Here is a 21867-nt window from a genome sequence, read left to right on the forward strand (position 1 = left end):
TTTATACAACAATGTGCCCACAAAATTGGGCTGTATTGTCGATGATTTTTCCACCTTTTCTAAAACCTAAACCACATGCTTCGCCAGCAAAAAAAACACCTGCTTGGTAATAATTTCCAGCATGGTCGGTTAGAAATTGGGTATATTCTTGATAAACGGCTACTTGTTCAAAATATTCTCCGTCTTTTGCATCAATCGTTGCGCCTTCTGCCGAAAGTATTTTTACATTCGCTCCTTCTCGGCCAAAAAGCACTTTTTGTACCGAGGTTTTGTTAGCCAAAGGTTTGCTATCTGTTTCTAATAACAACGGATGATTGGGAAATAATTCCCATAAAATACGCAACAGTCCTTTCGACTGGAACAATAACGTATAAGCTGGATTTAATACGATTGCTTTGTTATCGTACACAATTTTAGTCAGGATGTCCGCCAATTCGGGTTCGTCCCATCCAATGTATTCCCACGGAACTAGCTTAAACCAGAAATCATATTTTGTAAAACTACCATTTCCTTTATTTTGCTGAAAAATACCATCAATCGGCGAGAACTCTACATTTTCGATTTTCTCATAGGCTATCTCAAAACCTGCTTCCATAGCCGCTTCGCCCAATACTTGCATATTGGTATCGTCTTCGGGGAAACCTTCCATCGTTGAAATCAGCAATGAAGGTGTTAACACAGGATTTTGGCGTTTTAGTTCCTTGAATTGTTCAATCAAAGATTCATAGAGGGTATTGAATTGCGAGCTTTCATCTAGTCCATTGGCCTTTAGAGAAGCCCACTGTACAATGGCAGTTTCTGGAATACAGGTAGCAGTATCGGCATTAAATTCTATTAGCTTGATGGGCTTGCCATCTAAACCTCCGCTCAAATCAAAACGACCGTAAATATGCCAGTGATTATCGTTTTCCCAAGAGTATTTTACTAGCTTGACTAAGTTTTCGGGAATACCTATTTCTTTGAAAAGCTCATTTTCAACTACATATTGAGCAGCTTCAATATACATTTCGTATAATTGCATCACGGCTTCATAGTAATTTTCTGCTTCTTTTTCAGAAACGATAATCATCTCATCAGTAATGTATGGAAGTGTACTTTCGCCAAGCATCCATTCCCAACCAGCATTTTGCAAGGTGCGCGTAGGTAAAATATTTAATCTTTTGAGCTTCATTGTTAATAGCTGTAAGCTAATAGCTAACAGCTGTGAGTCGTCAGCTTTGAGCTATCAGCTTCTTTATTAGATACCTAAAATTTAACACTTTATATTATAAAAACTCTAAGCTATCAGTCGTCGGCTCTGAGCTATCACTATCAGCTTCTTTATTGAATACATAAAATTTATACGCTACAATATAAAGCTATGAGTCGTCAGCTTTGAGCTATCAGCTTCTTTATCGAATACGTAAAATTTATACATTATAATAAAAATTTACATTACTAAAATAAAAAAGCTCAAAGCTCACTGCTCATAGCTTAAAACTTATTTATTATAAAATCTATGCCACTAAAAATAATTGAAGAGTGGAAAGAGCAAGCCGAAAGCTCAAAGCTCACTACTCATAGCTTAAAGCTTATCCATGATACCCACCATGACTAGAACTATGAAAGAAACCACTTCTTCCTGCCACAGGTCTGGAAGTAATTGTCCTTGAATTCCCAATGCTCTGATGAATCGAACTTGATTTTTGGAAAGCACTTGCTGTGGCATAATAACGCCCCAAACCTCCTCCGTAATATCCGACATGGCGTCTTCTTCGTGAGCTGTCTTGGTTTGCACTGCTATAAGATGAACTCGACGAATTAAAACCATTCGACATATCTGGACGATAATTTGAATACGTCGGGCTTAATGTTTTGGCTAGCAAATAGCCCATCCCGCCATATAACAACGCATTCGATAGGTTGCTACTTTGTCCTATTGTAGCTTGGTTCGTCGCAATTTCATTATCAATCAATGCCTTTACAGCCCTAGGCGAAAGCGTATCTTTTTTACCATCTAAATACGTAACAATGGCTACGGAACTATCGGCAGGTACTTCTACTTCATCTGTAATTTTAAATTCACCTTTAGATGTCTCAGAAATATAAGTTTTTACTCCTTTTGTATAAACTTCCACTTCTTCGTAGTCGCCTTCATCCTCATCATTAGAACTTCCACAACTTTGGAGCATCACGGTATTACCCAACACAGCTAATGCCAAAGTACTTCCCACGGTTATATCTTTGACTTTGCGAATAAATGAACTTTTGCGTAAGGGTGTCATTGTCTTTGATAACGATTATAAAAATCGTGAAATGTTATTTTGGTTTGTCCATCAAAGATATTCTGGATTTTTGCAATAAGAAAATACTTAGGAAGAATGGTATTTTAATTTGGAGAGCGGTAAGAAAGACGGTAGCTCAAAAGGCTATAAAGGATTGAGAAGAGATTCAGGTATTTATCCTTAGCGAGGCACTTAAGTACCTCGCTAAGGATAAATAATTTTACTATCGTATACAAAAAAACAGGACAAGCCTTTGTTAAGACTTGTCCTGATAAGATTGATAATCCAAAGCGTGTTTTACCTATAAAGAATTAACAGCCATTTTCTTTACTATAGATGAATGGAGTAAACGATGGTGTCAAAAACTTTTTAATCCTTGTTTTTTGCAGTTGCTCTTGATACAAATTGTATGGAGTTACGTCTGGTAATGTTGGCGGTGCCAAAGGAACAACAAAATGCTCGCCAGTAGTTTTATCTGCAAAAATCGTAATCAAAGCATCCAAATCTTTCGGATTTTTACTAATCATTTCCGATAGATTAAAGCTAAAACGTGTTGGCAAAGCAGACATGATATTCTTGCTAATATCTCTGCTTTTTTTATTTTCCTGCGTTTCTTCAAGGATGATTTCTAGTCTTAGCAATTTTTGGAAATTATTATATTGAGCATCAACCGCTTTTAATTCAAAGCCATACTCTTTAAAATAATTCGCTACTGCTCCATTAATTAATTCAGGCGTAATTTTATTAGGGTTTAAGGTTATGCCTATTCTATCGTTTTTTTCATTAGTAGTAAGCGTCATGATAGATTTGTTTTCAAAAACCTTAATTTCTGGATAAGCCTTAAAATAACTGTTTTCAATAACTTTCAAGCCAGTATCCAGACTCTTCCCAACCTCCTCACTTTCTTTCTCGAACGAAAATGCCATGATAAGCACTCCGACGAGGGGCAATACAGATAAATATGCGTACTTTTTCATAGGTATTGATTTTTGTTTAGTGAATAAAAAATGAATGCGCGCTGAAAGTGGTTTACGACTAAACTGATGAAATATCATGGGTTGCGTATGTAAACCAGCCAACTTTAGTAATAAATGTGCATAGTCCTGAGGATTATACTGTTCTATCATCCTGCTATCTACTTCATATTCATGCACTTCTGTCAGAGAACGTTGGTATAACCAAACAATCGGATTGAACCAATAAACCGCTTTTAGGAGTTCGACAAAAAGTAAATCATAAGAATGCAACAGCCGAATATGCCAACGTTCGTGCGTTAGAATCTGTTCTACTTCATGGGCTTCTAACTGACTATCATCAATAAAAATCAAGTTAAAAAACGAGGCATTCGCCATCTTGCCTGTATTAGCAATATAGGGCTTAGAGGGAGTTCTATTGATAGTGAATATTCTATAAATCAAGATAAACAAGCGAGCTATCATCAATACAAAACCAATGACATATACCCACTGAATGATGACAAACCATTCAAAATTGTTTGACACTTCATGCATAGGATTATTTAAAGGAATATTGCCAAATGCTTTATAATTATCAAAGCTGTAAAGCCCCGTAGTAATTGACGTAGAACCCAAAGCAGCTATCGGCATTTGCCATCTAAGCGTTGGAATCAGCAAACTGAAAGCTAAGCTCAGCAATAAATATATCCGATTCAGCCTTATAAAGGTGAATTGCCTAAAAACAAAGAAATATAATCCATACAAAAGCATCATCGAGATACTTGATTCTATTAGATAATTCATCTTTTGTCGCTTTAAAAATTATGACATTTTACCCGTTTTTCCATCAATAATACTTTTCAATACATCCAGTTCTTCCGAAGAAATAGACTCTTCTTTCACCAAAAATGATAATAAACTACTGGCAGAATTATCGAAATAATTATTCAATATTTTCTTAAAAGTCTTTTTGGCATATTCTGCTTTCGCAATTATCGGAAAATACTCGTAAGTCTTTCCATAAGCCTTATACCCCACATAACCTTTCTTTTCTAGTATTCTAACTACTGACGAAATCGTATTGTATGGAGGTTTGGGTTCTTCGTCTATTTTCTCGATAATATCTTTTACAAAAGCACTTTTCAACTCCCAAAGTGCCTGCATGATTTTCTCTTCTGTTTTTGTCAATTCTTCCATGAATCAAAACTATAACTTATTTTTCAGTTTTACAACTAAATAATAAGTTATTTAACGTATTTATCCGTTCATCGATACAATAGTTAAATCAACTACCTTTGTTATCCAATAAAAAGCCTTGTGCTTTCCGTAATTTTATGCAAACCAATTATTATTTTCTTCGTCAATTATCCAAAAAGCTTTCAACTGAGCTGACTGGTTTAGTACTGGCAGAATGTTTTACCCAAGAAAAAGACGAAATATTATTAGGCTTTTGTAGCGAAGGCAAGCAATGGCGTGACCAAAAAGATTTTTATATTAAAGCTGTTCTTCATCCAGATTTTGCTTGTTTAGCTTTCCCGAAAGACTTTAAAAGAGCTGGACGCAACTCTGCCAATCTTTTTAAAGAAATCATCGATTTAAAAGTACTAAGCGTTCGCCAGTTTGAAAATGAGCGTGCTTTTGCCCTCTATTTTGAAAACAACTTTATATTACTTTTTAAAATGTATGGCAATCGTTCAAACATCATTCTTTTTCAAGAAAACGAAGTGATTGATTTGTTTCAGAATAAATTGGTGATTGATAATAATGTAGAAATAGACAAACTAGACCGCCCGATTGATCAAAGTTTTGAAGCTTTTCAGGAAAAAGGGTGGAAGCCCCTCTTCCCTACTTTTGGCAAGGAAATCACCAAGTTTTTGAGCAAAAATGGTCAAGAATCTGTTACTTGGGAACAAATCCAAGCCATTACAACACAACTAGAAAACCCCACTTATTACCTAAAAACGATAGACTATCAGCCTGTTTTATCATTAATTGAAGAAGACGGCGAGATTACCAATACTTTCACTGACCCGCTAGAAGCCAGTAATGCCTTTTATTATGCCCACAACAAAATCAATGTAATTGATAAAGAAAAAGGCGTAATCATTAAAATACTCCAGAAGCGAAAAACAAGAACACAAACTTATATTGATAAGTGTTATCAACAATTGGCTAGTTTGGATACGGGCGTAAAACATGATGAAATTGCAAATATTATCATGGCGAACCTTCACGCTATTCCTGAGCGAACAGAAGTAATAGAACTCTATGACTTTTACCGTGATAAGCCCATTAAAGTACGTTTAAAACCAGATTTGAGCCCGCAGAAAAGTGCTGAAAATTATTACAGAAAATCGAAAAACGAGAAAATCGAAATTGAGAAATTGATGGAGAATCTGGAAGCCAAAGAAATGGATATGTCTGAAATTGACCAACAGATAAAGGACATTGAAGGCTTTGAAACCTTGAAAGAATTCAGGAAATACCTAAAGGCTAATCAGCTAGAACCTTCTCAAAAAGTAGTTGATACTGTTCAAACACTTTTTAAATATTATCAATTTGAAGGATATGAGATATTAGTAGGTAGAAATGCCAAAAACAACGATTTACTAACGCAACGCTTTGCCCGAAAAGAAGATTTGTGGTTACACGCCCGTGACGTGGCAGGTTCGCACGTAGTAGTTCGTAAACAGGCAGGTAGGAATTTCCCTGTAAATGTCATCGAAAAGGCAGCAGGGTTAGCGGCTTTTTATTCAAAACGGAAAACTGACACCCTTTGCCCCGTGATAGTTACACCAAAAAAATACGTCAGGAAAACCAGAGATTTGGGCGAAGGGCAAGTAATCATCGATAAAGAAGAGGTAATAATGATTGAGCCTAGTTTGTAGGTAATTTTCGAAGTCTCTTATTCTTAGTGAGTGACTTAAGCTCAATTGATTACCCACATCTTTTAAAAAAGTTGAAATGAAGATGTAATTATTGATAAAATTGGTTCAAATAGGCTTAAATCGCCTTTCAAACCGAGCTTTGGTCGCCTCATGTCACAGCCTGACTACGTGAAGTTCTTATCCCTAGCGAGGGACTTAAGTCCCTCGCTAGGGATATATTTATATACTTGTGGGTAATCAGTAGGATTCAAGCCACTCGCTAAGAGTAAGAGGTTTGCGGCTTTGTTTGTGAAAAACATCAACAAAGGCGAAAATGAATTAATACACTTATTAACAGATATACAGTTAACTTTCTACTTCTTTTTAATTATTTGCTTAAACCTTTCAGCAAATTCAACTGATTTTATAACGATGGTAGCTCTTTGCAACAAAAATTTGTTGCATTTTAGTTTTTAGGGTGATACAGGTATTCAAACCTTTAAAAGTAATATTTCACAAAAGGATATTTTGTTTTTTATAATACAAACCAAATTTTTTAAAGAGCAGGGCTTATAATCCACCAATTTTGCAGACTTTACTATTTTTAACCAAAAGCATAGCATTATTTATGTACTTTATTGAAAAAAAATAAGGGTAAATGTGTCAATTTGACATGATTAAAATACAATATAACATTCTAAAAATCAACACATTATAAAATTGTCGCTAAATATAATATAGTTTTTATAATATATTTTATAGTATTTAATCTATTTAATTTTGAATTAATGCAGTATCTTTCGGAATGAAAAATAATATATAACCTAAAAAATAAATAAACCCAATGCAAAAAGGACTGCAATCCATTGATTATTTAGTATTCTTCTTTTATTTTATCGTTGTAGCAGGTTACGGCTACTGGATTTACCAACAGAAAAAATCAAAACAAGCATCATCTACTGACTTCTTCCTTGCCGAAGGTTCACTTACTTGGTGGGCTATCGGAGCATCGATGATTGCTTCAAACATTTCAGCCGAACAATTTATCGGTATGGCTGGTAATGGTTTCAAAATGGGCTTAGCTATTTCTGCTTACGAATGGATGGCAGCAGCGACGCTCGTAATTGTGGCGGTATTTTTTATGCCAATCTATTTGAAAAATAAGATTTTCACGATGCCTCAATTCTTGAAACAGCGTTATAATTCAACAGTAAGTACCATTATGGCTGTTTTCTGGTTGATTCTATATGTTGTTGTAAACCTTACCTCTATTTTGTACTTAGGAGCATTAGCTATCACCACTATTTCAGGTATTGATTTCACCCTGTGTATGTGGGGCTTAGCATTTTTTGCTGTAATTATTACATTAGGTGGTATGAAAGTTATCGGTTTTACAGACGTTATTCAAGTGTTTTTCTTAATCTTGGGCGGACTTTGTACTACTTATTTAGCGCTTACGTTGGTATCAGAACAATTTGGCGAAGTGGGTGCTATCGAAGGGATGAAACAAATGTTTACCCGTGCTGATGACCATTTCCACATGATTTTGAAAAAGGATAACCCTAATTATACTTCACTACCAGGCTTAGCAGTATTGATTGGTGGTATGTGGATTGTAAACTTAAACTACTGGGGTTGTAATCAATACATTACGCAACGTGCCTTGGGTGCATCGCTTCCAGTAGCTCGTGAAGGACTTTTATTTGCAGGTTTCTTAAAATTATTAATGCCTCTTATCGTAGTTATTCCGGGTATCGCAGCATATGTATTATACCAAAATGGCTTGTTCCAACAAGAAATGTTGGGTGCCGACGGTACTGTAAACCCAGACCACGCATACCCAGTATTATTGAATTTATTGCCTGTTGGGTTAAAAGGACTTTCTTTTGCTGCTTTAACGGCTGCTATTGTGGCTTCTTTGGCTGGTAAAGCAAACTCTATCTCAACTATCTTTACACTGGATATTTATCAGAAATTCTTCAAGAAAGATGCTACTGAAAAAGAACTAGTAAAAACTGGTAGAATCGTGATTGTTGTTGCCATGATTCTTGCTATTTTCATCTCTCCTTTCTTAGGTATTGATAAAAAAGGTGGCTTCGACTTCATTCAAGAAATGACTGGTTATGTTTCTCCGGGTATCTTCGCAGTATTCTTGTTAGGTTTCTTCTGGAAACGTGCTAACTCTGCTGGTGCTATGATTGCAACAATCGGCTCGGTGGTTATCTCATTGGTATTAAAAGAATTCCCAGATTGGACTGGTCTTTATCAAACACCAATTTATACTTCTTTCTTAGATGGCGAAGGCAAACACATTATTCCATTCCTTGACCGTATGGCCATTACTTTTGTTATATGTGTTATCGTTATGGTTGTTTCAGGTCTATTAGACCCAACTACTAAAGAAAACCCTAAAGCTTTGGCAATAGATGCTACTATGTTCAAAACGACAAAAGGTTTTGCCATTGGTGCTGCTGCTATCGTTACTATCTTAGTGGTACTTTATGCTACTTTCTGGTAGTAAGTAAAAGTTGTGAATTATGAGTGATGAATTATGAATAAAATATCGTTATAAAACACTTTAAATTCACAATTCATCACTCATAACTCTTACTTATAGTATGTCATCACATCACGTTATCAGAGAACAACAAGAGCCTGCTCTTATCATTGCCAATGGCGAAGCCTGTAATTTTGAATTATTGGGACAGCTATTAGAATGGTCACCCTTAGTGATTGTCCTCGATTCTGCCATCAATCGTGTGCTAGAATTGGGCATTAAGGTAGATGTTCTCTTAGGCGATTTTGATATTCTCAGAAACACTTCTGACATCTCTCTGCTAGACGAACAAAATCTTAAAAGAGCCATTAATTTAGAGAAAATCAGAGAAGACCAGTACCCCATCGAGATTGTTCATACTCCAGACCAAGATAAAACCGACTTGGAAAAAGCCTTTGATTATTTAGTGGAGAAAGGATTTCCTGCCGTCAATGTTGTTTGGGCTACAGGTAGACGAGCAGACCATACCATCACCAATGTTACAAACATTGTACGGTTTAGGGAACAATTAAAAATAGTAGTGATTGACGATTACTCAAAGATTTTTGTACTACCCAATAGTTACGAAAAATGGTATCCAGCCAAAACCAATATTTCCTTGATTCCTGTGGGTGAAGTATCGGGCATTACTACACACAACCTAAAGTATGAATTATCAGCCGAAAGCCTGACTATCGGTTATCGTACGGGTAGTAGTAATGAGGTAAAAGAAGACGGTTTGGTGAAGATTACCTATGAATCTGGTGATTTATTAATGATGGAATGCAATGACTAAGTTTATTTTTTAGTGGGGAAATCCTCTAAGTCCCAAATTTTCAAAGATTCAACAAATACTTTTTTTCGCTTGGTAAAAATTGAAAATATTAGTGCATCAGGACTTGGGGCGATAGAATCTGCCAACATTACTTCATTATTATTGGCATAAAAACGAACATAATTGTTCTTGACAATTATCTGCATTTTTATCTTTTTATTCACAAGGTGATAAGGAGCTACTAAATCTTTCTTAGCAGGTATCGACGACTTTGTTCTGTCGATGTATATTTCTTTATGATGTGCATTATAGCCAAGTGTCAACTCTTCAAGTACTTTTTTAGGATGAACCTTGTCTCTCCATTGGGCTACCTTAAAACCAAAATTCTTAGCTGATTTACAAATCAATTCGGCCTCTATCAGGTAATTATTCTTAGAAAAAAGATCAGCGCCATTGAGGGCTATTTCCTTAGCTACTACAAAGTTTTTCTTTTCGAAATATCGGTAGGTATTTTTCGGAATTAAGGTATCAAAAGCAACGTTTTGCCCTAACACTGTACAATTAATAAATAATAAGAGTATCGCTATTATTTTCATCCCTGAAATTGTTTTACACTAAAATTAATCCCGTCGAATATGGCATAATGATTACTTTCTGGTTTATCATAACACCATTCTCCTAAATTAATATAACGGCTATTTTCACCTACTTTTAAATCTAATAACAAATGGCGATGTCCAAAGATATAAAAATCATGATGTTTTTGTTTTTCTACTTCTTTGGCATAAGACCACAGCCATTCTCCCTCACCTCTAAACTGTAATTCTCGCTTGAGCCTTTCTTCATCTTTTTTAGAAGCAGACCACGCCATAGCTAGTTTCATACCCAATTGTGGATGTACCCAGCCAAATGCCCATTGACTAAGCTTGCTTTCAAAAACACGTTTCAGCTTTTTATAGCCATAATCTCCTGGGCCATAACCATCTCCATGCACTAGGTAAAAAGAAGTACTATTACTGCCTTGGTTAATAACATATTCAGTAGGTTCTCTCAATACCTTAATACCCATTTCTTCTTCAAAATAATCGAAAATCCAAAGATCGTGATTACCCTTAAAAATGATTATTTCAATACCCGCATCCGACAGTTCTGCTAATTTACCCTGAAACCTAGCAAAACCTTTGGGTATCACATTTTTATATTCAAACCAAAAATCGAATAAATCGCCCATCAAAAAAATTATTTGTGCATCTTTCTGGATTTGATTGAGCCAAGCGATGATTCTTCGTTCGCGAATCAAACTAGTTTGATGGTCGGGATATCCTAAATGAAAATCAGAGGCAAAGTATATTTTCTTGTCGGCTTGTAAATTAATAGTAGTCATTGAAACATATTTAAAAGACAAATATACAACAAATCTAAGTGTGAGGTAAGAGACCCATCAACTAAAAGCTTGTTGCGTCCTAATAAGACAAAACAGCAAAAAAAAGCCTCCTCTCTATCAAGAAAGGGGGCTTAGGGTTGAGGTTAAAACCGTCTATTACTTTTCAGCAGGTTCTTCACTTTCTTTTGCAATAGCTTTTTCGGCTTCTTTTGCTTCCAAATCTGCTGCTTTTCTATCTTCGTTTCTTGTAAACTCCTGATAGGCTGTTAATTGCTCAAAAGGTCTTGGTCCTACCAAACGCTCTAAATCATTTTGGAAAAGCACTTCTTTTACTAATAATTCTTGCGCTAAAATTTCTAACTTATCTTGTTTTTCAGTCAATAAGGCTTTTGTTCTTTCGTAAGCTTGTTGAATAATCTTACGTGCTTCTTCATCTATTTCGCGGGCTGTTTGTTCAGAATACGGTTTGTTAAAATTATATTCCGAGCCTTTCGAGTCGTAGAATGAAACATTACCAAGCTTATCGTTCATACCATAAATGGTTACCATACTATAGGCCAATTTGGTAATACGCTCTAAATCGTTTTGTGCACCTGTTGATATTTTACCAAAAACAATGTCTTCAGCTACACGACCACCCAAGGTAACACACATTTCATCGATTAATTGTTCTGTTCTGTACAAGAACTGCTCTTTAGGCAGATACTGTGCATAACCTAAAGCAGCTACACCACGTGGTACAATCGTTACTTTTACCAATGGATTGGCATGTTCTAAGAACCATCCAGCAATGGCATGACCAGCTTCGTGATAAGCAACAATTTTCTTTTCTTCAGGAGAAATCAATTTGTTCTTTTTCTCTAAACCACCAATTACTCTGTCCATCGCCTCTTGGAAATCTTTCATATCAACCGCAGTTTTGCTACGACGTGCCGCTATTAAAGCCGCTTCGTTACAAACATTGGCGATTTCAGCACCTGCAAAACCAGGAGTCTGAGCAGACAATTCTTTAGGGTCAATATCAGCCGCTAATTTCAAAGGTTTTAAGTGTACTTTAAAAATAGCTTCTCTTCCGATAATATCTGGCTTATCAATTGAAATCTGACGGTCGAAACGTCCTGGACGTAATAAAGCTGAGTCTAATACATCAGGGCGGTTTGTTGCTGCCATGATAATAATACCAGAGTCAGTAGCAAAACCATCCATTTCAACCAATAATGAGTTCAATGTATTTTCACGCTCATCGTTTGAGCCTGGCATCGCACCACGACCACGAGAACGTCCTACAGCATCAATCTCATCAATAAAGATGATACATGGTGCTTTTTCTTTCGCTTGTTTGAACAAATCTCTTACACGTGCCGCACCCACACCAACAAACATTTCAACAAAGTCTGAACCAGACAACGAGAAGAAAGGTACGCCTGCTTCGCCAGCAACAGCTTTTGCTAACAAGGTTTTACCTGTTCCCGGAGGGCCTACTAATAAAGCTCCTTTTGGAATTTTACCACCTAAGTCGGTGAATTTTTTAGGGAACTTCAAAAACTCTACAATCTCTTGAATCTCTTCTTTGGCTTCATCCAAACCAGCTACATCGTTGAAGGTAATCTTTACTTTAGCTTCGCCATCAAACAAGGTAGCTCTAGAACGACCAATGTTAAAGATTTGTCCTCCTGGTCCGCCTGCACCACCCATTCTAAAGAACATGAAGTAAATAGCGATAAACATCACGATAAAGAAACCTGGGCCCATCAAGAATTCAAAAATTCCATAATGTTCTTCCGTAGTGGCATGCACTCTCTTATCACGAGGAATATCTTTCTGCAATTCATTCAGTTCTGTTTCAAAAGAATTGATAGAAGTAATCTCTTTTTCGAATTGAGGCCCCGCATTCTGATTAACCACAGCATTTGGTTGGTCACTTAATTCGTTTTTATATTTAGGAAGTGCCTCTGGTTTGAGGGTAATCTCAACAATATCTTTTCCTTTGATAATGGATAATTTAGCAATTTCCTGATTGAGCACCATTTGTTCGTACTCGGTTTGCTGAATAGGTTTTAGAACTTTTGTTTTACTCAAAAAGTAAATACTGATTAAAGCAACTATCAATCCTATAACCAACCATCCTTGAAAACCATTGCCAGAAGCATTTGGGCGACGCTTCGGAAAGCCTTGAGGTTTATTATTCTCACTATTATTTTCTGCCATTTTTTCTTTAATTAACTTTTAAACAGTATCCAATTTATTCTAAAAAGTAATTGGTTTTACATAATTTGAGATAAATTGTAAACTTTGGTTATCTATATTGAGAACACAAGGTCTGGTAACTTTGTTTCGAACTTATGTTTTTCATGAAAAGTGGTATGATAAATTTATGAAAGGAATGTTATTACTTTAAACGGCATCGTCGTCAATATAAGTAAATTCAGCATCACCCCACAATTCTTCTAGTTTATAAAACTCTCGTTTATCTTTTTTAAAGATGTGTACTATTACATCATAATAGTCTACCAATATCCATTCACGGTTGGCTTTGCCTTCCATACTTTTGGGATGATTACGAGTTGCCTCCCATACTTCTTTATCAACAGATTCTGAGATAGCATCGATTTGCGTATCAGAATTACCAGAACAAACGACAAAAAAATCAGTGAAAGCATTTTTTACTTTTCTTAAATCCATCACTACAATATTGGTTGCCTTTCTTTCCTGCATCCCTTTCACCACCAATTGGCTAAGTTCTTGTGAACTAATTTCTTTTTTTAATTTAACTTCTGCCATGCTTTGTTGTTTGTAAATTCACAAGTGTTTGTCACAATGTTTAGAGATAAATCTCATAACTTCATCACTCAATAACACAAAAAATAATTTGAACTTTAAAATTACAAAATAACCTTGTACAAAATTCAACCCAATACATTATTTACTGGCAAAACAATTAAATACCTGCCAGTCTGTCACTCTACTAACGACATAGCGGCTGAAATAATTCAGTCGGGTAATAACGTTTTTGAGGGAATGGTCATAATTACCGATAACCAAACGGCTGGTCGCGGACAAAGAGGCAACGTTTGGGAAGCCTCTGTGGGCGAAAATTTAACATTTTCATTAATCCTAAAACCCAATTTTTTAAAAGCCAGCGAACAGTTCAAACTCAATGTGGCGGTTTCGTTGGGGGTTTTAGACTGCCTATCCGAATATATCGACGACGACCTAAAAGTAAAGTGGTCGAACGATATTTATTTTCAAAATCAAAAAATGGGTGGCATTCTTATTGAGAACACCCTGCAAGGTTATCAGATTGGTTTTTCTGTGATTGGAATAGGTTTAAACATCAATCAAGCCCAGTTTCCAGTACCCAATGCTACCTCACTCAGGAATGTAACGACGAATCCGCTAAAATATGATTTATCCGACCTACTTTCTGAATTATTAGCTTGTATTGAGAAAAATTATTTGGCCGTAAAAAACGGAGATTATGAAGTATTGAAAGAAAGGTACCTATCTAATCTTTTCAGAATAGATGAATTTCATCATTTTAGAAAGAACGGGCAATTATTTCTGGGGAAAATAATTGGTATCGACGAAAGTGGGCAATTGGGTATTGAGTCCGACGGGCTAGTCGAATATTATGGTTTCCAAGAAGTAGCATTTGTGATTTAATAAAAAGCCTTTAATATTTTTTAAAGGCTACTACATGATGTGCAAATGAATCAAAACTTTTCAAAAAAATGTATCCTAAGAAAACTACCAGTGAACTAATAAACAAAATTCGAAGCATCGATCTTAGATTCATGACATTTTAAGGGGTTAATGTGTGGTTAGTTTTGGGAATTATTTATCAAATATAATTAAAATCTTGAAATAACCATATACCATAGCAAATTATTTTTATTTGGTAGTTTTTCCTAAGATTTCCTCAAAAAGCTGATAATCAAGTATCTTATAACACCCTTAAAACAGCATTTTGTGCTTGTTTATAGAGGTAATAAAATGCTTGATTCTTTGAATTTTCACTTAAAATTTACCCAGGTCATAATCAGCAGAATCTACTGTTTCTACCTTTCTTTTCATCTTTTTCTGGATGATATGAAAATGGTGCTGGTCTTCAGGACAAATCAGCGAAATGGCGTCTCCTGAGGCCGTAGCGCGTCCCGTCCTACCAATTCTGTGAACATAATCCTTTGGCGAACGTGGCAATTCATAATTAATCACAAAAGGCAAAAACTCAATATCTATCCCACGTGAAGCCAAATCTGTAGCCACTAATACCGTAGTTTTTCCAGCTTTAAAACTCCTCAATGCTTCGGTTCTGGCACCTTGTGTTTTTTTACTGTGAATCGCCAAGGCATTGATGCCATTTTTCTTTAGTTTATCTACCAAATTATCCGCCGTCCTTACTGCCGAGACAAATACCAATACTTGCGGCATGGCTTGGGTTTTGATAAGGTATCTTAGTAAAGGTCCTTTTCTTTCGGGGCTAACTAAGTAAGCAATTTGCTTGATTTGGTCAAGGTTCTGTACTTCGGGTTCAATCTCTATTTTTACAGGTTCGCTCAAAAGGCTCTCCTTGATAATCTCTAAATCAGTATCTAATGTTGCCGAAAACAAAATGTTCTGGCGTTTTTTGGGTAATAACTTAAAAATGTTGTTGGCTTCTTCCTTAAACCCTAAATCCAACATTTTGTCGGCTTCATCTAATACCAAAATTTCTATCTTGGCAAGGTTGATTGATTGCGTCGAAACCAAGTCTAATAACCTGCCTGGGGTAGCTACTAAAATTTCTGTATTTTTAAGCGTCACCATCTGTTGATTGAGCGGTACACCTCCAAAAACAGCAATGCTTTTTACAGGATTAATTAAGTGTAAAGAAAATGAATCGATGACTTCCTTAATCTGAATAGCGAGTTCGCGCGTAGGTACCAGAATCAATACTTTTAGGTGTAAATTTCTAGTTGGACTCTTGCGCTGAAACATCTCTAAAATAGGTAATACAAAACTCGCAGTTTTTCCAGAACCCGTTTGGGCAATTCCTTGGATATCTTTTCCTGCTAAAATTGCGGGAATAGCCTGTTCTTGAATTGGGAAAGGTTCGGTATAATTTTTTTCGTCTATTCCCTTTAAAAGAGATGCTGATAAACCAAGTGATGCGAAAGTCATGTAATTATTTTAGGATGAAAATATTTTACAAAGATAATATTTCTTTGGCACAAAGCTTTGGATTAGCCTTAGCGTCTTGAAATGAATGTATATTTGCTATAAGAATTAACAATACTATTATGCAACCATTAGCCGAACGAATGCGTCCACAAACGCTTGATGATTACGTGGGACAACAACATTTAGTAGGAGAAAAAGCCGTTTTACGCCGTGCCGTAGAATCTGGCAGGATTCCCTCTTTTATTTTGTGGGGTCCTCCAGGCGTTGGCAAAACTACCTTGGCAAGTATTGTGGCTCAGACCCTGAAACGTCCGTTTCATGTATTGTCTGCCATTAGTGCGGGAGTAAAAGACATTCGTGAAACTATAGAAATGGCCAAAAAGCAAAAGTTTTTTGATACGCCCTCTCCTATATTGTTTATCGACGAAATCCACCGTTTTTCAAAATCTCAACAAGATTCGCTCCTCGGCGCTGTTGAAAAAGGTATTATTACGTTGATTGGTGCTACTACCGAAAACCCTTCTTTTGAAGTAATCTCAGCCTTGCTTTCTCGTTGTCAGGTATATGTACTCAAGCCTTTGGTGAAGGACGAATTAATATTTATGATTAATCAGGCCTTGGAAAAAGATGTTTTCTTGAAGAATCGAGGTATTGTAGTAAAGGAATACGAGGCTATTTTACAGTTTTCGGGGGGCGACGGGCGAAAGTTGTACAACATTTTAGAGTTGGTCTGCAATTTTATTCCTGAAGGCGAAGGACTGGAAATTACCAACGAAATGGTGGTTGAGAAACTACAGCAAAATATAGCCCTCTATGACAAAGACGGCGAACAACATTATGATATTATCTCGGCCTTTATTAAATCTATTCGTGGCTCTGACCCAAACGCTGCCGTGTATTGGTTGGCAAGGATGCTTGAGGGTGGCGAAGACATAGAGTTTATAGCAAGACGAATGATGATTTTGGCTTCTGAAGACATAGGTTTGGCGAATCCGAATGCGTTGTTGATGGCTAATACTTGTTTCCAGACAATACGTGCCGTAGGTATGCCCGAATCTCGTATTATACTTTCGCAAACGGTTATTTATTTGGCGACTTCTGCCAAAAGTAATTCTTCTTACTTGGCAATAGACCAAGCCTTGGCAACGGTGCGTGAAACTGGTAATTTGCCCGTACCGCTACACCTTAGAAATGCCCCAACCAAATTGATGAAACAATTAGACTATGGCAAAAACTATAAGTATGCCCACGGTTATGAAGGCAATTTTGTGAAACAACAGTTTATGCCTGAGGAAGTTAAAAGCACAAAATTCTTTGACCCTCAACAAAATCCTGCTGAGGAGAAAATCAAACAGAAACTCCGCCAAGATTGGGGCGACGAATACGGTTATTGATGTCAAGAACCCTGTTTTACCACTTTGTATTCAACAGGACTCGATAATATGACAGAAGTAGTAGGTTCGCCATATTCAGAGAATTTATTAATGATGTTTTCTAAATCGTTGGGGTGTTTTACGATTACTTTCATCACCAAACAATATTCACCCGTGATTCTATCGCATTGATACACTTCGGGCATTTGGCTGATGTGTGCTAAAAAAGATTGCATTTTGCCATTGTGCGCTTTAAACAAAATACTTGCCTTTAGGGAATAACCCAACTTTCCAAAGTCTAGGTCAACACCAAAACGTTTGATGACGCCTATTTCTTCTAGTTTCTGAACACGCTCAGCCACGGCTGGTGCCGAAAGTCCTACTTTTCTGCCTATTTCGGCAAAGGTATAACGGGCATTTTCCTGCAATAAAGCCAGAATATTCCAGTACAATTTATCCAAATCCATAATCGAAGGTATTTAAGCAAAATAAACATTGAATCAAAGGTTATTACCATCAAGTTCAATGGTTTATAAAGCGTTTATCTTATATCAGCAAGGTATCTTTGTTTCAACAAAATTCCAAAAGATAATTTTATTTTTCACAATAAAGATGGAAACTATACAACAAAATCGGAGAATTGAGTCGATAGATTTATTAAGAGGTATCGTCATTATTATTATGACTTTAGACCACGTCCGTGATTTTTTTCACGCTGATGCATATTTATTCGACCCTACAGATTTAAGCAAAACCAATCCCTTCCTGTTTTTAACCCGTATCATTACGCATTACTGTGCACCAATTTTTATTTTTTTGGCAGGCACATCAGCTTACCAAGTCGGTCAGAAAAAAGGCATTAGCGAACTATCGGCCTATTTACTAAAAAGGGGTATTTGGTTGATTATCTTAGAATTAACCGTAATGAACATTGCTTGGTTCTTTAATCCACATTTTGGGATTATTTCTTTTCAGGTAATTGGTGCCATAGGGTTAAGCATGGTTTTACTTTCGGCTATTGTTTATTTACCCATGCCTTGGATTATTGGAGGGAGCTTACTCATGATTTTTGGGCATAATCTTTTAGATGGCATTACTGTGCAAGAAGAGGGCTTTCAGGCATTTATTTGGGCTATTTTGCATCAACAAAAAATGTTTCATTGGATTCCCGACCACGTTATTTATATTGGCTACCCAATTATTCCGTGGGTCGGTGTAATGGCATTAGGATATGCCTTTGGTGTTCTTTATACCTCAAAATTTAATCCTGAAGCGCGTAGAAAAATATTGTTAAAATACGGATGGCTTAGTATAGCCTTATTTGTTATCATCCGTAGTACAAATTTATACGGAGATACTCGCCTCTGGGATACTCATGCGAACGGTATTAATCTCGCACTTTCATTTATTAACGTAAGCAAATATCCACCTTCGTTATTGTACATCTTATTAACAATTGGGCCTGCACTTTTACTTTTAGCATATCTTGAAAATGCTAAAGGGGCATTCTGGAACAAAGTATTAGTCTATGGTAAGGTATCGATGTTTTATTACATCTTGCATATTTATGTCATCCATACTTTAGCCATGATGGCAGCTAGCATGACAGGCTTTGGTGCTGATGCCATGGTTTTAGACACGTGGGTTTATATGTCGCCTCGTTTGCAGGGTTACGGTTTTAGTCTGAGCTTTGTATATTTATTATGGATTGTTATAGTAGTGTCTACTTACCCGATTTGTCGTTGGTATGGGGCTTACAAGCAAAATCATCAGGGTTATTGGTGGTTGAGTTATGTGTAGAGTCTAAACCTTTTATTTCTATTAGGGGGTGACTTAAGTCACCCCCTAATAGAAATAAAAGGTTTACGGCAATAACAAAGATGAATCTCCATAGCTCAAAAAACGATAATCGTTTATCATGGCTTGTTGATATACCTTTCTCCAGTCTTCCCCAATTAAGGCTGCTATGAGTAGAATCAGGGTACTTTCGGGCTGATGGTAGTTGGTAATGATACCATTACAGATTCTGAACTGGTAGCCTGGGAAAATAAAAATTTCGGTTTCGCCCGTAATTTCAGTTTCGCCAGAAGCTTCCATTTTCGATAAAATCGTTTTCAAAGACGATGCTATACTCGGCAAATCGTCGACAACGTGCTGATAAGGATATAATTTTTCAATAAAAAAATCGCTTGCAATATCACTACTCAGTTTTACGCCATACCAATACAAACTCTCTAAAGCACGCATTGATGTCGTTCCTACAGGAATAGTATTGCCAATATTTTCTAATAAGACTTCAATATTCTTTTTTGTAAACACAATTTGCTCATTGTGCATACGGTGTTCTACGATGTTTTCAACTTTGATAGGTTGAAACGTACCAGCACCTACATGAAGTGTAATAAATTCCTCTTTGATACCCTGTGCTGAAAGATTTTGTAGTACCTCGTCAGTAAAATGCAAGCCTGCAGTAGGTGCGGCTACAGCTCCTTTTTTCTCGCTATAAACAGTTTGATAGGTTTCGTAGTCTGCTGCTTCGGCTTCGCGGTTTAGGTAGGGTGGCAATGGTATTTCGCCCAAGGCTTGGATAATATCGACAAACTTTGGCTTGGGGATAGTACTATCTTCTGACATTACTCGCCAAGATAATTTCACTTGGTTGTTTTCAAAATCGTACAACTCGGCTTTTACTTCGATATCTTCTCCTGCAATGTTTAATATTTTCTCTAAAACGTCTTCTTTCTTCCAACGTTTCCTATTGCCAATCATGCATTCCCACACACATTCATCGTTGGCTTCCATCGCTAAATTAATGACTGATGTGGGAGCAATAGGGTGCAATAAAAAAATCTGAATGACAGCCCCAGTTGATTTCTGGAAATGGATTCTGGCAGGTATTACTTTAGTATTGTTAAAAACTAATAGAGTATTTTGGGGTAAATACTCGTTGATTTTCTTGAAAACGGTATGGGTAATATTACCTTGCTGATATACTTGTAATTTAGATTCATCACGCTTTTCTAAAGGGAATTTGGCAATTCTCTCGTCTGGCAAATCATATGTATAATCAGCAAGCTTTAAATCTTGAATATCCATCAATTAATCTTCTTCTACAGCAATTATTGGGCTGGTAAACAACAATTTGATAGGCAAATAAAATAGCCAAGCGATTATCAAAGCAATGCCTAATACTAATAAATAAGAATAATCTGTTTGATAAGTTCGTTCATCATTTAAAATCAATAATGCTCTGAGAATAAGCAATAAAAAAGTATTCACAATGGCAGGCAAAAAATTTAGCCAGTTTACGATTGCAGCTTTTAATTGTTCGCCTTCTTTTAACCATACTTTGTTGGGAATCCAAGCAAAGGCTGTTACAGGAACACGTTTTACGCTATTGGCTAACAAAATTGATAATATATTGAAAACGAACATGACTGTTCCAAAAAGGTAGAAAACTTCGTTTTTTGGTAAAAAGCCATCTCCTCTCCCACTTGGTCCAAAATGCACGGCAGTGGTGTCGGGCAAGCCACGGTAGGTAAATAATAAGACAAGGATGAAGGCTAAAATTGATAAGTAACGCCAAGTTCTGGAAATGAAAAATTCTATACTCATTGATATTTGTTGTTTCAGGGTGCAAAATTACGCTAGAAAAGGCAGGATTTCTAATGAAATGGATGATTAATCAAGAATAAAAATCGTTCTTTAGACTAAACTTGTCCTTTTTAACCTAAAAAATACTTGTCATGACAATTATTTTTTTAAGGATTAATGAGTAAAACTTCTTAAAAAAAATTAGCTTTGTAAAATGAACGATTTCAAGGGCTAGAAAGCCTTGAATATGAGTAACATTATGAAAATTTATACCAAAACTGGCGATAAAGGGACTACTTCTTTGGTTGGTGGCACAAGAGTATCAAAAACCGAGTTGCGGATTGAAGCTTATGGCACAGTGGATGAACTAAATTCATACATTGGTTTAGTGCGTGATCAAGCGGTAAATGAAAAGCGTAAAAATATTTTAAAGGAAATTCAAGATAGATTATTCACGATTGGTTCAATTCTGGCTTCTGAGCCTGAACAAACCAAAAAGCGTTTGCCTGATTTATTAGAAAGTGACATCGAGCTACTAGAAAATGAAATGGACAAAATGGATAATGATTTAGAATCCATGCGATATTTTATTTTACCGGGAGGACATCAATCTGTTTCGTTTGGGCATTTGGCCAGAACAGTTTGCCGACGAGCGGAAAGAATTGTGCTTAGACTTTCAGAGGAATCAGAGGTAAACGATTTAGTCATCAGGTATTTAAACAGACTGTCTGATTATATTTTTGTATTATGCAGGATGATGGCAAAGGAGCTTGGGATAGAGGAAGTAGCTTGGAAACCGAGGGTTTCTTCTTGAGACTTTAGGATTAGGGGACTTTAGGATTATAGACTTTAGTACTGGAGGAATTAGGACTTTAAGACACTAGAGGTGAGATTTTAGACGTTAGACTTAAGACACTAGACTATAGGAATTAGGAATTTAAGATACTAGATTTTATAC

At 36.3% G+C, this 21867-nt stretch carries 19 protein-coding genes; 7 read left to right on the forward strand and 12 right to left on the reverse strand.

Going from position 1 to position 21867, the window contains the following annotated elements:
- Window position 1: 1 nt before the first annotated feature.
- The 4 genes from AC1RNE_RS06155 to AC1RNE_RS06170 all read right to left on the reverse strand — a co-directional run bounded on the left by AC1RNE_RS06155 (window position 2) and on the right by AC1RNE_RS06170 (window position 4417).
- Window positions 2-1171 carry a glutathionylspermidine synthase family protein gene (locus AC1RNE_RS06155; RefSeq protein WP_492800148.1) on the reverse strand — a complete coding sequence of 390 codons (1170 nt, stop codon included), beginning with the start codon at window positions 1169-1171 and terminating at the stop codon, window positions 2-4.
- A 400-nt stretch (window positions 1172-1571) separates the two neighbouring features.
- Window positions 1572-2264, reverse strand: a complete 693-nt coding sequence (locus AC1RNE_RS06160) for a Cj0371 family chemotaxis-regulating polar lipoprotein (protein WP_492800149.1) — start codon at window positions 2262-2264, stop codon at window positions 1572-1574.
- A gap of 311 nt (window positions 2265-2575) precedes the next feature.
- Window positions 2576-4024, reverse strand: coding sequence for a M56 family metallopeptidase (locus AC1RNE_RS06165; protein WP_492800150.1), 1449 nt, complete (start codon window positions 4022-4024; stop codon window positions 2576-2578).
- 18 nt (window positions 4025-4042) lie between these two features.
- Window positions 4043-4417 carry a BlaI/MecI/CopY family transcriptional regulator gene (locus AC1RNE_RS06170; protein WP_492800151.1) on the reverse strand — a complete coding sequence of 125 codons (375 nt, stop codon included), beginning with the start codon at window positions 4415-4417 and terminating at the stop codon, window positions 4043-4045.
- Window positions 4418-4554: 137 nt separating this feature from the next.
- On the opposite strand from AC1RNE_RS06170, the gene AC1RNE_RS06175 reads away from it, so the two are divergent.
- From AC1RNE_RS06175 to AC1RNE_RS06185, 3 genes are all read left to right on the forward strand, one after another.
- On the forward strand, window positions 4555-6108 hold the full coding sequence (locus AC1RNE_RS06175) for an NFACT RNA binding domain-containing protein (RefSeq protein ID WP_492800152.1): 1554 nt from the start codon (window positions 4555-4557) through the stop codon (window positions 6106-6108).
- Between the two features lie 823 nt (window positions 6109-6931).
- Window positions 6932-8605 (forward strand): sodium/sugar symporter, encoded by a 1674-nt coding sequence (locus tag AC1RNE_RS06180; protein ID WP_492800153.1) that lies wholly within the window; start codon window positions 6932-6934, stop codon window positions 8603-8605.
- A 100-nt stretch (window positions 8606-8705) separates the two neighbouring features.
- Window positions 8706-9419, forward strand: coding sequence for a thiamine diphosphokinase (locus AC1RNE_RS06185; RefSeq protein WP_492800154.1), 714 nt, complete (start codon window positions 8706-8708; stop codon window positions 9417-9419).
- A 2-nt stretch (window positions 9420-9421) separates the two neighbouring features.
- On the opposite strand, the gene AC1RNE_RS06190 is transcribed toward AC1RNE_RS06185, so the two are convergent.
- The 4 genes from AC1RNE_RS06190 to rsfS all read right to left on the reverse strand — a co-directional run bounded on the left by AC1RNE_RS06190 (window position 9422) and on the right by rsfS (window position 13563).
- Window positions 9422-9994 (reverse strand): glycoside hydrolase family 32 C-terminal domain-containing protein, encoded by a 573-nt coding sequence (locus AC1RNE_RS06190; RefSeq protein ID WP_492800155.1) that lies wholly within the window; start codon window positions 9992-9994, stop codon window positions 9422-9424.
- Window positions 9991-10782 carry a UDP-2,3-diacylglucosamine diphosphatase gene (locus AC1RNE_RS06195; protein ID WP_492800156.1) on the reverse strand — a complete coding sequence of 264 codons (792 nt, stop codon included), beginning with the start codon at window positions 10780-10782 and terminating at the stop codon, window positions 9991-9993. The genes AC1RNE_RS06190 and AC1RNE_RS06195 overlap by 4 nt, the downstream gene beginning before the upstream one ends.
- Window positions 10783-10938: 156 nt before the next feature.
- A complete protein-coding gene (ftsH, locus tag AC1RNE_RS06200) occupies window positions 10939-12990 on the reverse strand; it encodes an ATP-dependent zinc metalloprotease FtsH (RefSeq protein ID WP_492800157.1) in 2052 nt (683 codons plus the stop codon).
- A 186-nt stretch (window positions 12991-13176) separates the two neighbouring features.
- Entirely contained in the window at window positions 13177-13563 is a 387-nt protein-coding gene (rsfS, locus tag AC1RNE_RS06205) for a ribosome silencing factor (RefSeq protein ID WP_492800158.1), read from the reverse strand.
- Window positions 13564-13677: 114 nt separating this feature from the next.
- On the opposite strand from rsfS, the gene AC1RNE_RS06210 reads away from it, so the two are divergent.
- A complete protein-coding gene (locus AC1RNE_RS06210) occupies window positions 13678-14445 on the forward strand; it encodes a biotin--[acetyl-CoA-carboxylase] ligase (RefSeq protein WP_492800159.1) in 768 nt (255 codons plus the stop codon).
- A gap of 354 nt (window positions 14446-14799) precedes the next feature.
- On the opposite strand, the gene AC1RNE_RS06215 is transcribed toward AC1RNE_RS06210, so the two are convergent.
- Complete coding sequence (locus tag AC1RNE_RS06215; RefSeq protein ID WP_492800160.1) at window positions 14800-15942, reverse strand: DEAD/DEAH box helicase; 1143 nt, start codon at window positions 15940-15942, stop codon at window positions 14800-14802.
- Between the two features lie 119 nt (window positions 15943-16061).
- Between AC1RNE_RS06215 and AC1RNE_RS06220 the strand changes: the two genes are divergently transcribed.
- Entirely contained in the window at window positions 16062-17336 is a 1275-nt protein-coding gene (locus AC1RNE_RS06220) for a replication-associated recombination protein A (protein WP_492800161.1), read from the forward strand.
- A 2-nt stretch (window positions 17337-17338) separates the two neighbouring features.
- Here the strand turns inward: AC1RNE_RS06220 and AC1RNE_RS06225 are convergent, their stop codons facing one another.
- Entirely contained in the window at window positions 17339-17782 is a 444-nt protein-coding gene (locus AC1RNE_RS06225) for an Lrp/AsnC family transcriptional regulator (protein ID WP_492800162.1), read from the reverse strand.
- A gap of 145 nt (window positions 17783-17927) precedes the next feature.
- On the opposite strand from AC1RNE_RS06225, the gene AC1RNE_RS06230 reads away from it, so the two are divergent.
- Window positions 17928-19115, forward strand: a complete 1188-nt coding sequence (locus tag AC1RNE_RS06230) for an acetyltransferase domain-containing protein (RefSeq protein WP_492800163.1) — start codon at window positions 17928-17930, stop codon at window positions 19113-19115.
- A gap of 63 nt (window positions 19116-19178) precedes the next feature.
- Here AC1RNE_RS06230 and AC1RNE_RS06235 read toward each other — a convergent pair whose 3' ends face one another.
- Window positions 19179-20411 (reverse strand): S-adenosylmethionine:tRNA ribosyltransferase-isomerase, encoded by a 1233-nt coding sequence (locus AC1RNE_RS06235; protein ID WP_492800164.1) that lies wholly within the window; start codon window positions 20409-20411, stop codon window positions 19179-19181.
- Window positions 20412-20414: 3 nt separating this feature from the next.
- A complete protein-coding gene (locus AC1RNE_RS06240) occupies window positions 20415-20930 on the reverse strand; it encodes a DUF1648 domain-containing protein (RefSeq protein ID WP_492800165.1) in 516 nt (171 codons plus the stop codon).
- A gap of 238 nt (window positions 20931-21168) precedes the next feature.
- Here AC1RNE_RS06240 and AC1RNE_RS06245 point away from each other — a divergent pair, with 238 nt between their 5' ends.
- Window positions 21169-21723 (forward strand): cob(I)yrinic acid a,c-diamide adenosyltransferase, encoded by a 555-nt coding sequence (locus tag AC1RNE_RS06245; protein WP_492800166.1) that lies wholly within the window; start codon window positions 21169-21171, stop codon window positions 21721-21723.
- Window positions 21724-21867 lie beyond the last annotated feature (144 nt).

Source organism: Arcicella sp. GW822-FHT02H01, assembly GCF_058802005.1.